The sequence below is a fragment of the Rhizobium anhuiense genome (assembly GCF_003985145.1).
In the GTDB taxonomy this organism is placed as follows: Bacteria; Pseudomonadota; Alphaproteobacteria; order Rhizobiales; family Rhizobiaceae; genus Rhizobium; species Rhizobium anhuiense.
In genome coordinates, this window is record NZ_ML133544.1 from 70,005 (window position 1) to 82,669 (window position 12,665).

General features: G+C 59.9%; 9 protein-coding genes. 7 read left to right on the top strand and 2 right to left on the bottom strand.

What is annotated here, in order from left to right; translation table 11 throughout:
* The first annotated feature begins 147 nt into the window (after positions 1–147).
* Genes EEQ99_RS32885 through EEQ99_RS32910 form a run of 6 tightly spaced genes read left to right on the top strand, consistent with a single transcriptional unit; the run spans position 148 to position 5,679 of the window.
* The gene (locus EEQ99_RS32885) at positions 148–654 is read left to right on the top strand and encodes an acyltransferase (RefSeq protein WP_047619763.1); all 507 of its coding nucleotides are present in this window, start codon (positions 148–150) and stop codon (positions 652–654) included.
* The gene (locus tag EEQ99_RS32890; RefSeq protein WP_127431848.1) at positions 651–1,688 is read left to right on the top strand and encodes a Gfo/Idh/MocA family protein; all 1,038 of its coding nucleotides are present in this window, start codon (positions 651–653) and stop codon (positions 1,686–1,688) included. Before EEQ99_RS32885 ends, EEQ99_RS32890 begins: the two co-directional genes overlap by 4 nt.
* The gene (locus EEQ99_RS32895) at positions 1,685–2,788 is read left to right on the top strand and encodes a DegT/DnrJ/EryC1/StrS family aminotransferase (RefSeq protein WP_029868054.1); all 1,104 of its coding nucleotides are present in this window, start codon (positions 1,685–1,687) and stop codon (positions 2,786–2,788) included. Before EEQ99_RS32890 ends, EEQ99_RS32895 begins: the two co-directional genes overlap by 4 nt.
* Positions 2,778–3,497: an acyltransferase gene (locus EEQ99_RS32900; protein WP_097545104.1), complete on the top strand. Its 720-nt coding sequence runs from the start codon at positions 2,778–2,780 to the stop codon at positions 3,495–3,497. Before EEQ99_RS32895 ends, EEQ99_RS32900 begins: the two co-directional genes overlap by 11 nt.
* On the top strand, positions 3,494–4,465 hold the full coding sequence (locus tag EEQ99_RS32905) for an NAD-dependent epimerase/dehydratase family protein (RefSeq protein ID WP_029868052.1): 972 nt from the start codon (positions 3,494–3,496) through the stop codon (positions 4,463–4,465). Before EEQ99_RS32900 ends, EEQ99_RS32905 begins: the two co-directional genes overlap by 4 nt.
* Entirely contained in the window at positions 4,462–5,679 is a 1,218-nt protein-coding gene (locus EEQ99_RS32910) for a DegT/DnrJ/EryC1/StrS family aminotransferase (protein ID WP_047619769.1), read from the top strand. Before EEQ99_RS32905 ends, EEQ99_RS32910 begins: the two co-directional genes overlap by 4 nt.
* 76 nt (positions 5,680–5,755) lie before the next feature.
* Here the strand turns inward: EEQ99_RS32910 and EEQ99_RS32915 are convergent, their stop codons facing one another.
* Both EEQ99_RS32915 and EEQ99_RS32920 read right to left on the bottom strand, forming a co-directional pair.
* The gene (locus EEQ99_RS32915; protein ID WP_097545106.1) at positions 5,756–7,264 is read right to left on the bottom strand and encodes an O-antigen translocase; all 1,509 of its coding nucleotides are present in this window, start codon (positions 7,262–7,264) and stop codon (positions 5,756–5,758) included.
* A 79-nt stretch (positions 7,265–7,343) separates the two neighbouring features.
* The gene (locus EEQ99_RS32920; RefSeq protein ID WP_174824524.1) at positions 7,344–8,654 is read right to left on the bottom strand and encodes a polysaccharide biosynthesis/export family protein; all 1,311 of its coding nucleotides are present in this window, start codon (positions 8,652–8,654) and stop codon (positions 7,344–7,346) included.
* Between the two features lie 565 nt (positions 8,655–9,219).
* Here EEQ99_RS32920 and EEQ99_RS32925 point away from each other — a divergent pair.
* Positions 9,220–12,665: DUF4082 domain-containing protein (locus EEQ99_RS32925; RefSeq protein WP_127431849.1), on the top strand; the 3,446-nt coding region annotated here is incomplete at its 3' end.

The window sequence follows — 12,665 nt, forward strand, 5'->3', positions numbered from 1 at the left end:
TTTGTTTCTTTACTCAGATGAAGAAAACAATTCTCTTTGAAGTGAAGAGAAGTATTTGTCCTGTCGGTATGAAACCTTGGGTGCAATCAAGCGATTGTTGTTTCAACTGAGAATCTGGGCTTGTTCAGGAGTAGGGGTTTTGCAGGGATGATTGCATCAAACGTCAAGCTGGGTGACGGCAGCATCATCCACCATCCAGATCTGGTGAATCTATACGGCTGCACGATCGGCGCAGGAACGCGCATCGGCACCTTCGTCGAGATTCAGAAGAACGTCATCGTCGGAAAAGACTGCAAGATCTCCAGCCATTCCTTCCTCTGTGAGGGCGTGACGCTGGAGGACGGCGTGTTCATAGGCCACGGGGTGATGTTTACGAACGACATGTACCCGCGCGCCGTCAATCCGGATGGCAGCCTGCAGACGGAGGCCGATTGGATCCTCATCCCGACGTTGGTCAAGCGCCACGCATCGATTGGCAGCAACGCCACCATTCTGCCTGGCGTGACCATCGGAGAGGCTGCCCAGGTCGGCGCCGGTGCGGTTGTAACAAAGGACGTGCCTGATGGCGCCATTGTCGCGGGCGTTCCAGCCAGGGTGATCGGTCGCGTCAATGACGGGGCAGTCGACATGTATGCGTTGGGAGGAATGAAATGATCGGCATCGCTGTTGTCGGGTATGGGTATTGGGGTCCGAATCTGGTTCGTAACATCTCGGAAGCGGCCGGCGCGCACCTCGTTTCAGTTTGTGATCTGAATGTCGAACGGTTGGCGGCTGTTAAAAGCCGGTATCCAGCAGTAACGATCACCGACAAGTTCGAGGAAGTTCTGCGCGATCCAAAGGTGGATGCAATCGCCATCGCAACGCCGGTCTCGACCCATTTCAAGCTCGCAATGCAGGCGATGATGGCCGGAAAGCATGTCTTCGTCGAAAAGCCGATGGCATCGACGACGGAGGAAGGCGCACGGATGGTCGAAGAAGCGGCGCGCAGACGCCTCGTGCTGGCCGTGGATCATACCTTCGTCCACACCGGCGCCGTCCGCAAGATGTGCGAACTCGTCGAAAGCGGCTTGGGCGACATGTATTATTACGACTCGGTCCGGGTCAATCTGGGGCTCTTCCAGCACGATGTCAGCGTTATCTGGGACCTCGCGGTGCATGATCTCTCTATCCTGGACCATGTTGTGCAGGAAAGGCCGGTGGCGGTTTCGGCGACGGGCATGAGCCATGTGCTCGGCGAGCCTGAGAACATCGCCTATCTGACGCTCTTCTTCGAAAGCAAGCTGATCGCCCACATCCACGTCAATTGGCTGGCGCCGGTCAAGGTGCGCCGCACCCTGATCGGCGGCAGCAACAAGATGGTCGTCTACGACGATCTGGAGCCCAGCGAAAAGATCAAGGTTTACGACAAGGGCATCACGCTGAACCCAAATTCTCAGGCCTACGGCGAGAAGGTGCATCAGATGATGGTCGGGTACCGCAGCGGCGACATGTGGGCGCCCAAGCTCGATATGACCGAGGCATTAAAACGCGAACTGGATCAGTTCGTCGAGTGCATCGAGCAAAATTCGCGGCCCATTACGGATGGCCAAGCCGGGCTGCGGGTCGTTCGCATCCTTGAAGCCGCAAGCCGGTCGCTCGCCCAGCGCGGTCGTATCATCGAGCTCGAAGAGGCGAGGCGCATTGCATGATCCCGTTCCTCGATCTCAAAGCACAATATCAATCCATCAAGAGCGAAATCGACACCGCCGTGCTCGGTGTCCTGGCCTCGGGGCAATACATATTGGGCGAGGAGGTCGCCCGCCTCGAGCAGGAATTCGCGGACTATTGCAACGTCAAACATGCGATAGCCGTCAACACTGGGACGAGTGCCCTGCATCTGTCGCTTCTCGCGGCAGGCGTCGGCCCCGGCGATGAAGTCATCACCGTGCCATTTACCTTCGTCGCGACCGTATCGGCGATCTGCTACGCAGGTGCACGACCGGTATTCGTCGATGTCGAGCCCGTGACGCTGACGATGGATCCGGCGCAACTCGAGGCTAAGATTACGGCCCGAACCAAGGCCATTATTCCCGTCCATCTCTACGGTCAGATGGCCGATATGGACGCGATCAAAGCGATTGCCGACCACTACCGGATCCCGGTCATCGAGGACGCCTGCCAGGCGCACGGAGCGCAATACAAAGGCGCGCGCGCCGGCAGTATCGGCACATCCGGCTGCTTCAGCTTCTATCCCGGCAAAAATCTCGGCGCCTGCGGCGAGGGGGGTATCGTCGTCACCAACAGCGACGATCAGGCCAAGACGATGCGGATGCTGCGCGACTGGGGTCAGGAGCAGCGCTATCACCATCTGCTGAAGGGCTTCAACTACCGCATGGATGCCATTCAAGGTGCGATCCTGCGCATCAAGCTCCGGCATCTCGAAGCCTGGACCGAAGCGCGGCGCGCCCATGGACGCCGCTACTCGTTGCTGCTTGGCGGTTCGGCGAATTTGAGGACTCCTGTCGAAATCTCCGACCGGCGCCACGTCTATCACGTCTATGCTATCAGAAGCCGCGATCGTGACCAGCTTCAGCGCGTATTGAGCGCGGAGGGCATTCAGTCCGGGCTGCACTATCCGATCCCAGTGCATCTGCAGAAGGCCCATGCCGACCTTGGTTACAAGGCCGGCGATTTCCCAAACTCGGAAGCCGCCGCACGGGAGGTCCTCTCGCTGCCGATCTATCCGGAGATGCCGGCGTGGCACGTCGACCAGGTGGCCGCCGCGCTGGAGAACGCCTATGTCAGTTGATCGTGCGGGCGAGGCCCGGATCGTGCAGGCGGTCCACGGCCGTCATGAAAGGCCGGCGGACCCTGCCTATCAGGCCGGGCTGGCCGAAGAACTGAGGCAGTCATACGGGCGCGCCGGCCTGATTGAGCTCTACGGTCGTTTCGCGGCCGGTGACGGTGTCATCGATACTCTGATGCGAAAAGCCATCTGGCAAGCCATCGCGCGGAGCTGTGGCACAGGATTGCAAGTTGCAGGCGGTGCCGGTTTCAAACATCCCGAGACGTTCGACATCGGCAATGGGGTGTTCATCGGGGCTCAGGCCTATATCCAGGGTCGTTTCGACGGCCGGTGCAAGATCGGCGATAATGTCTGGATCGGGCCGATGGCCTATTTCGACGCTCGCGATCTCGTGATCGAGGATTCTGTCGGGTGGGGACCTGGCGCCAAGGTGCTTGGCTCGACCCACACGGCACTGCCCTTGGATGTGCCGATCATTCGCACGGATCTTGAAATCAAGCCGGTACGCATCTGCGCAGAGGCCGATATCGGAACGAACGCGACCATTCTTCCCGGCGTGACCATCGGGAAGGGGGCGATCATTGGAGCGGGGGCAGTTGTCGTTTCCGACGTCGAACCGTTCTCGGTCGCCGCAGGTGTACCTGCGAAATTCATACGTTGGCGTTCGGATAATGATCCGATGACGAACATGTCGCGTGAGGGAAGATCATGAGAGACAAACGGGTGCTCATTACCGGCGGGGCCGGTCTGATCGGCTCGCATATTGCCGATCTTGTCGCATTGGAAAAACCTCGCGAGATCATCGTCCTCGACAATTTCGTGCGCGGGCGCCGGGACAATCTCAGCTCGGCGATAACAAGCGCGCCTGTTAAGATCATCGACGGGGATATCCGCGACAGAGCGCTTCTGGCAAAAGTCTTCGAAGGCGTCGACATCGTCTTTCATCAGGCCGCCATCCGCATCACGCAATGCGCCGAAGAGCCTCGACTGGCTTTCGATGTCCTTGCGGAGGGGACGTTCAACGTTCTCGAAACCGCCGTCAAGGCGGGCGTATCGAAAGTAGTTGCTGCCTCTTCCGCCTCCGTTCTGGGGCTTGCCGAGAGTTTTCCAACGACCGAAGAGCACCATCCGTACAATAACCGGACGATCTACGGCGCGGCGAAAACATTCAACGAGGGGCTGCTGCGTAGTTTTGCGGAGATGTACGGCCTGCGCTATGTCGCGCTCCGTTATTTCAACGTCTATGGGCCGCGCATGGACGTTTACGGCGCCTATACGGAAGTTCTGATCCGTTGGATGGAACGCCTGGTGGCCGGGATGCCGCCCCTCATCTATGGGGATGGTAGCCAGACGATGGACTTCGTCGATGCACGCGACATCGCCCGGGCAAACATTCTGGCCGCGAAAAGCGATGTCACGGACGAAGTGTTCAACGTCGCGAGCGGCAAGGAAATAAGTCTACTGGAACTCGCGAAGATGCTGAGCGACATCATGGGTTCCTCGCTCGAACCGCAGCACAAAGAGGCCCGCACGGTCAACGGCGTGACCCGTCGCCTTGCCGATATCAGCAAGGCCGAACGGCTCCTCGGCTTCAAGGCGGAGATCTCCATGGAGCAAGGGCTTCGCGATCTCGTTGCCTGGTGGCAAAAGCAGACAAGCGCAGGAGGGCAGGCTGCATGAGCTCATCTCAATCCATAATTCCGGTTGCCAAACCCGTCCTCGGGGAAGAAGAGGCTGAGGCTGCGCGCCGCGTTATTCTGTCGGGATGGGTGACGCAGGGGCCGGAAGTCGCGGCTTTCGAGCGTGAATTCGCTGCCTTTGTGGGCGCCGCGCATGCTTGCGCCATGTCCAATTGCACGACCGCGTTGCATCTGGCCCTGAAGGCTGTTGGCATATCCACCGGCGATGAAGTCGTCACAGTCAGCCATTCGTTCATCGCAACGGCGAACGCGATTCGATACTGTGATGCAGTGCCGGTCTTCGTCGACATCGAAGCGGATGGTTACAACATCGACCCCAGCCTGATCGAAACAGCAATCACGCCTCGCACCAGGGCAATTCTCTGCGTGCATCAGCTCGGCATGCCTTGCGATCTCCGCGCCATCGTGGAGATCGGCAAGCGCCACTCGATACCGGTTATCGAAGATGCAGCCTGTGCGTCCGGAAGCGAAATCCTGTGGGACGGTCGTTGGGAAAAGATCGGCAAAGCGCATGGCGACATTGCCTGCTTCTCCTTCCACCCCAGGAAGGTCGTCACGACAGGCGATGGCGGCATGTTGACGACGGCCAATCCCGAATATGACCGGAAGTTCCGGCTCTGGCGCCAGCATGGCATGAGCGTCACCGATGCCGTTCGTCACGGCTCCAAACAAGTCATCTTCGAAGACTATGATGAGTTGGGCTACAACTACCGGATGACCGATCTTCAGGCGGCCGTCGGACGCGAGCAATTGCGGCGCCTGCCGGAATTGGTTGCCCAGCGCAGGCTGCTTGCCGAGCAATATTGCGAGCGTCTGTCGACGATTGTCGGGCTTTCGCTGCCGGCCGAGCCGCGCTGGGCTCGCAGCAATTGGCAGAGCTTCTGTGTGAGGTTGCCCGATACGGTCGACCAGCGGGCCGTCATGCAGACCCTGCTCGATCAGGGTATCTCGACTCGGCGTGGTGTGATGAACATTCATCTGGAGGGAGCCTATTCCGGTGAGACCTCCCACCGCGTTGCCACGAGCCTGACGCGAAGCGTATCTGCGCAGCAGCAAACGATAATCCTGCCGCTTTATGCCCAGATGACCGTGTCTGACATGGACCGGGTCGTCGAAGCCTTGCGCGCAGCCCTTGCGGAAGCGACCGTCGGAGCCGCCAGCGTGCAACGTGCCATGGATGTCGCTGTCGCCTGAACCCGCATTTGCCTGAGGTAAAAACAATCTGCATAACGAAACAATGCGCGTATCTCCGGATACGCGCATTGTTTCGTTATGCAGATTTCGTGATCCATCCGCGGATGGTTGCGGGCACGGACTCCGGCGGAAGCAGGTCGATCAGCATGCGCAGCGAGTAGAGCCCGCAGAGAGCGACGGCGACGAAGCCAATCGCCGTCGCCGGCCATAGCGGCAAAATCGAGAACATCAGGAATACCAGTCCCGATGCGGGCAAGAAAAGCAGCCCGTGTCTGCGATTGGCGGCGGACCAGCGAAAACCGGTCAGCTTCCGCACGATCACATAGATCAGCATGCTGTGCCAGACATAGAGGCCGAAAAACGCCATACCGGCTCCCTGCGTGCCGAGCAGCGATACGAAGAGCCAGGCAAGCCCCACATGCACGACCGCCGCCGCAACCTCCGTCCAGAAGAAAATCGCCTGGGTACGCTTTGCCACGACGATGAAACCCATCGGCCAGGAAATAATCCGCAGCATCATTCCAAGGCAGATCCAGCGCAGAAGATCGACTGCCCCCTGAAATTCCGCCGAATAGAACAGGCTCATCATGAGCGGCGCAAGCGTCAGGGTGGCGAGCAGGCCGGGGCCAGCGAGCAGCATGCTGATTTCCGCCTGTTCATTGACCAGCCGATTGCATTCGGCATTGTTGTCGGCCGCCGCGGTCAGGCGCGGATAAAAATCCGTTCCCATCGCCTGCAGGATGAAGCCGGCATAGAGACCGCCAAGGCCCCAGGCCGCCTGGTACAATCCAGCCGCCATGACACCGCCCTCCTTCAGCACGATGAGGCGGATGGCATAAGCCGCGCCGAAGGTCAGAAGCCCGCTTGCCATGAAGACGAAGCCGAGCCTGAGCAGTGCCGACACTTCCCGACCGAACTGGCGCGTGGGCATTGGCGAGGGATGAGGGCAGATCCGCCGGCTGTACCACCAGGTCGGAAGGATCGAGGCAGCCGCAATGACCACGAGGGACGGTGCGATCGCCTGCAGGCCGAACAGATAGATCAGCGGGATGCTGACAGCTGTGCCGATAAGCCCGGCAAGCACGTTGATACGGGCAAGATCGGCAATGCCGCGCAGGCCCTGGATCAATGCAGTCTGCCCTGCGGAGACCAGTCGAAAGAAGATTGCCAGCGACAGCAATGCAATGCCACCGGCATGCTGGTAGCCGCCGAAAGTGAAATTTGAAACCGGGAATGCCAATGCGGCGAGAAGGAGCGCACCAAACAATCCGAGCACCATCGATATGCGTCTCAGCACTGTTGCTGATCGTGCGATCATTTCTGCGTCATCGGTGCCCGCAGCTTCGGCAATCTGGCGCACGCCGCTGCTGCCCACGCCAAGCCCGGCAATCGCCTGCGCGATATCGAGGATCGATCCATAGAGGCCCATCAGTCCCACGCCTTCCGGCCCGAGCAGAACAGCCATGGCTTTGTTTCTGATAATGCTGAGTGCGACATTGACGAGCGAAGAGCCGCCCATCAGCATCGTCGATTTGAGGATCTGGGTGTAGGTCTGGCTGCTGGGTGGGGTCATGCGCAAAGTCATCGGATGCCCATGCCCGTTATCCGGTGCCGGCGTTCAATCGCCCGCCGCAGGGCCGATTGCGGCACATGCCTTTCGCGGATCACCGGCTTACCTGACTGATATTAGCCTCTGTCTGAACAGGCAGCGCAGCGGCGTCTTCGGACGGCGCATCCGTGATACGGGGCTTGGTTACCCTGACCACGTCGCCCGGCGCCAATTCCGTCGTTTCGGATGCCTGGAATTGATTGACTTGTCCCTTGTCCCGCCGGCTCACGATGAAGGTCAGCGGGAGTTCCTCATCGCGGTTATTCACGTTGATGCCGGTCGACAGCTCTCCGAGAAGCAGTTGTTGCGTGGTGTCGCGCTTCAATTTGAGCTGATCGAGAGTGGCCTTTTCCGCCTGCACTTCGGAAGCGACCTCGCTCCGACGAGTGTCGGAAAGTCCCTCGAGATTGCGCGTCGTCTCGTTGATCGCCTGGCGGCCCCGCATGATGGCGGTGACCAGATCGAGCCGGTCGGAGCGATAGTTGGTGAGCAATCGTTCCAGATCCATCTGTCGTGAGGTGATCGTGAGGCCCTTCTGGACAAGCGTCTTCACGCTCGTCAGTTGCTCCTCGACCGACTGGATATTGTCATCCGAGCCTTTCAGCTTTTCTTCCAATGTATCGATTTCCGCATTCAAGAGATTGCGCAATTCGACGAGGGCCACCGACTGCTTGGCGAGCGCGTTTGCACGGGCCTGAAAAATGACCTGCTCCTCCTGATGGATACTCTCGGCATATTGCCGATCGGCAGCGGGCGGCGGATCGAAGACGATCTCTTTCGCGCCGGCCATCTCCGCTTGCAGCCGCGCGAGCTTTGCCGAACTGCGTAGCAGCGAATGGTCGATTTCTCGTAGCTCGCCGGCAAGCTTGATCGTCTCCGTTTGCTGCTGTGCCGCAGCCCGCAACGGGCCGCCGCTCATGGCCAGGGATTGCAGGACGCTGAGGCCGGAGTGAAACTTGTATTCTCCCGGCGCCATCACGTCTCCGACGACGTAAATGGCCGGATAGTCGAGAACGTCGATGGTCACCGCAGGTGTCTGGGCCAAACCCATCTTTGCCTGAAGGCGCTTGCCAATCTCGCTGGTCAGGCTGGCACTGTCCAGATTTCCAACCGGCAGCGACCCTAGAAAGGGCAGGGAGACTTCACCTGCATCCGAAACCGTATATTCGCCGCCAATCGCATCCCATCGCTCAAACTGGCCCTTGGACGGCATCCATTGGACGACCGTCAGGCGGATTTTCGTTTGTGGAGCCAAAGGGGCGCTATCGGCGAGAGCCGGTGACGCAGCTCCGGCAAGAAAGACGAGTGCACTGATGACAGACGTTGCTCGAAAGAACAGGTGAGGGACGCGGTGCGATAGATTCATGTACATGTCTCGCCTTCAAAACATCCTTCAACGGACGCTGGTCCGATGCCTTAAGCGCTGTTCGAACGCCGGACGCCAAGCCCGAAACCACATCGCTAGTGTGCAGTGTGGCGAAGCCTTGAGGAAGGTGGAGGTCGTTTACTTTGCCTAATCACAATTGATAGGGTGGGGAGGGTGCATAAGCCTAAATCGAGCAGAAGCACATATCTTCTGCGCGACACAGAGGCATCGCCTCGAAAAAATCAACAGGCCCAACGGCCTATGCTATCGCACGAACGGTCCGGTACGTGGTCTCCTGCTTGGAGGGCCAGCATTGGCGCCACCATGCGGCGATGGTGAAACCACCGCCGCGGCTTCGAGCCTTGCACAGGAAGGGCGAATCTTCGCGACCTCACGCGTCCCATCCATCACGTGGGCGACGCAACGCGGCCGTTTGCCCAAAGGATGCCGCATGTAGAGCGAAAGGCGTAGGATATACCCTCTCATTTTTCGGCTATAATTCAGGGTCTCGTATCAAACGATCCTCATAGATTCGATCCTGAAAATCACGCGAGAGGTGCCCGCCATGTATCGCAACGCTCGCCGCTGGAGCTCGCGCTCCCTCCTGTTGGATTCGCTGGTTCCCCGATGGTTGGCCGTCGGCGGAGAGGGAAAGCCGCGCAAGCCTGCCGAAAGGCGCGAGGATAGTGCTCAACTTGCGACATCCGTGCAAACCGCGGATGGAAGCAAGCATGATGGAACGCTTGTCGACAATCCCGACAACAACGTGGAGCTCAATGAGCATGACGTTGGACGGAGAGAGGGCGTGATCGGCGACGCGGACGGTCGAGCTGATATCCCCCGCGCGCAGCCGCCCATGGCCAACACTGTCGCGACAAATCTCGAAACGGGGGGGCGAAGCGCTGATACTGCCGCGTCACGGTTGCCCGCCTACACGCTTGGTTTTGCGCGTTTCGAGCGGGACGCGAACGGAGTTGCATTCGGGGCCGCATCGCCCTTTTATCGCACCTATGCTGGAATGAGCTCCATAGGCGACGATCCTCTGGCTCCGTATCTGCCGCAAAGCCCTGCACCGACGGTTTCCGGGCAGGGTTCTGCTGCGGTGGCGGCTGAGCGTGCGCACTCGGGCAAGGTCGTCATTCTCGAATCGAGCCCGTCAGCGCAGGCGACAGCCCAGCATGCCGGCGCTAATTCGCTGGCATTTGGCATGCCCTTTGGTGTGTGCGGATGCGGCTACTTTACCTCCCCCACGCGGATTCTCGATTGGGCGCATGGCGGCGCCTTGCTTCAACAGGACGGTCAATTGTCGGGAACCAAGCTGACCGAGGGCCCGGACTATGTGCAGACGATCAAACGGGCCATAGGCGCCTCGGTCAGCGATCCACTTCTCGACCGTGATTTGTCCCCGCTCTCGGGCTGGCGCGGGACCGCAACGTGGACGGATTCGACGATCTTGAACGGATCGTTGCCCGGTGGCGGAGAAATCGGAACGGGCACGTCCACATCCAAGGGTATCGGCATCCTTTCCGGCTCGGTGACAACGCCACCTTCTACACAGCGGTCGTTGGCAACGCAAAATCTGGCGGCCGCGGCGGCGGCGGCCAGCAACGCGATCGTGCTGGAAAACCAGAAGCAGGGTAACCCGGAGAGTGAGTGGGGCATCGACGGTGCCGGTAGCTCCAACATCGAGGGGTTTGCGACCGACATCAGCGTCGACAACGGCAAGACGGTCAGCTTCAAGATCAATACCAATTCCACCAATTATCGGATCGACATCTATCGGCTCGGCTATTATGGCGGCATGGGCGCGCGCAAGGTCGCGACCATGCAGCATACCGGTTTGCAGACGCAGCCCAATCCGTTGCGCAACGCCTCGACCGGCACGGTGGATGCCGGCAACTGGGCAGTCTCGGCGTCGTGGACCGTACCCAATGATGCCGTCTCGGGCGTCTACATCGCCAAGCTCGTGCGACAGGATGGCACCTTTGGCGAAAATCAAATCCCGTTCATCGTGCGGGATGACGACAGCCACAGCGACATCGTCTTCCAGACTGCAGACGAGACATGGCAAGCTTATAACGGCTGGGGTGGCGCTAACTTCTATGGCGGCAATGGTCCGGCGACAGGCCAGGGGGCGGGTCGTGCCTATGCGGTCAGCTACAACAGGCCGATTGCGACCCGCGGCGGGGTCGGCACCTATGCCGGTCCGCAGGACTATCTGTTCGGCGCCGAATATGCAGGCATCTACTGGCTGGAACAGAACGGCTATGACGTCTCCTACCTGTCGGGTGTCGACGTCGACCGTTATGGCAGCCTGTTGCTCAATCACAAAACCTATGTTGATGCCGGGCACGACGAATACTGGTCTGGACAGCAGCGAACCAATGTCGAAGCCGCGCGCGATGCGGGCGTCAACCTGATGTTCTGGAGCGGCAACGAGGTTTATTGGCGCACCCGTTGGGGCAATGCCTACAGCGCCGACGGCACGCCCTATCGCACGCTGATCTCCTATAAGGAGACCTGGTCGCCCACCGCCAGCATCGACCCTTCCAACGAATGGACGGGCACGTTCCGGGATCCGCGTCTCAGCCCACCCGCTATCGGCGGCGGAAACCCGGAAAACTCACTGACCGGACAGTTGTTCAAGGTCGACGATGTCGGCAGCAATCTCCAGGCGATCACTATTCCCTATGACGACGCCAATCTGCGTTTCTGGCGCAATACCAGCGTCGCCAATCTTCAGCCTGGCCAGACGGCGACGCTCACCAAGAACTATCTTGGTTACGAATGGGACGAAGCTGTAGACAACGGCTTTGATCCGGCCGGCCTCGTGAAGCTGTCGTCGACGACGCTTCCGGTCAGCACTTACTTGCTCGACTACGGAAACACGACCGGCAATGCGACCTCGACCCACAATCTGACGCTCTATCGCGCGCCCAGCGGTGCATTGGTGTTCGGCGCCGGCACGGTCTACTGGACATGGGGCCTGAGCGACAACCACGATCTCACGGCGACGCCGACGGACCCGCGCGTGCAGCAGGCAATGGTCAACTTGCTTGCCGATATGGGCATTCAGCCCGGGACGCTGCAATCCGGGCTCGTCGCGGCAACCGCTTCGTCGGACAATGTTGCACCGACTTCCATCATCACGGCGCCGTCAACGGCGACCGTTGGCTCCGCAGTCACGATTACAGGTACCGCCACCGATACGGGCGGCGGGGTCATCGCCGGCGTCGAGGTTTCCACGGACAACGGGGCAAGCTGGCATCCGGCGACGGGCGATGAGAACTGGACTTATACCTGGTCGCCGCAGACAGCGGGCACATACACCATCCGATCTCGCGCCGTCGACGATAACATCAACCTGGAAACACCCTCGGCGGGACGCACGGTCACCGTCAGCGGGCCGAGTTACACCTCTCTCTTCGGCGCCGCGACGCCGGCGGTCGTCAACACCAACGATAGCTCAGCCGTTGAACTCGGCGTCAAATTCCAGACCTCCGTGGCAGGCACCGTCACCGGCATTCGTTTCTACAAGGGCGACCTGGATACTGGCACGCATACCGGTTCATTATGGTCGAGCACCGGCACGCGGCTTGCGACCCTCACCTTCACGAATGAGTCGGTCAGCGGTTGGCAGACTGCCTATTTCACCAGCCCGGTGTCACTGACAGTCGGACAAACCTATACGGCGTCTTATCACACGAATAGCGGTCATTATTCCACGACCACCGGCTACTTCACCTCGAACGTAACGAGCGGGTCGCTCACGGCGCCGGCCAGCGGCAACGGCGTCTACCGCTATGGCAGCAACAGCCTATTCCCCACGAGCACGTTCCAGTCGACGAACTATTGGGTCGATGTGATGTTTACCACGCCGAGCTCGAACACGACGCCGACGGCAGTTGCCGATGCGGGGGACGCGACGGAGAAGGGTGGTGTCGCCAATGGTTCGGGTGGTGTGGTTGCGAGCGGCAACGTGCTGACCAACGACACCGATCCGGATGCCGG

Bases quoted from the DNA above. Each gene is read 5' to 3' on its own strand.
- EEQ99_RS32920 (WP_174824524.1), bottom strand. From the start codon at position 8,654: ATGAATCTATCGCACCGCGTCCCTCACCTGTTCTTTCGAGCAACGTCT.
- EEQ99_RS32910 (WP_047619769.1), top strand. From the start codon at position 4,462: ATGAGCTCATCTCAATCCATAATTCCGGTTGCCAAACCCGTCCTCGGG.
- EEQ99_RS32885 (WP_047619763.1), top strand. From the start codon at position 148: ATGATTGCATCAAACGTCAAGCTGGGTGACGGCAGCATCATCCACCAT.
- EEQ99_RS32895 (WP_029868054.1), top strand. From the start codon at position 1,685: ATGATCCCGTTCCTCGATCTCAAAGCACAATATCAATCCATCAAGAGC.
- EEQ99_RS32915 (WP_097545106.1), bottom strand. From the start codon at position 7,264: ATGACTTTGCGCATGACCCCACCCAGCAGCCAGACCTACACCCAGATC.
- EEQ99_RS32905 (WP_029868052.1), top strand. From the start codon at position 3,494: ATGAGAGACAAACGGGTGCTCATTACCGGCGGGGCCGGTCTGATCGGC.
- EEQ99_RS32890 (WP_127431848.1), top strand. From the start codon at position 651: ATGATCGGCATCGCTGTTGTCGGGTATGGGTATTGGGGTCCGAATCTG.
- EEQ99_RS32900 (WP_097545104.1), top strand. From the start codon at position 2,778: ATGTCAGTTGATCGTGCGGGCGAGGCCCGGATCGTGCAGGCGGTCCAC.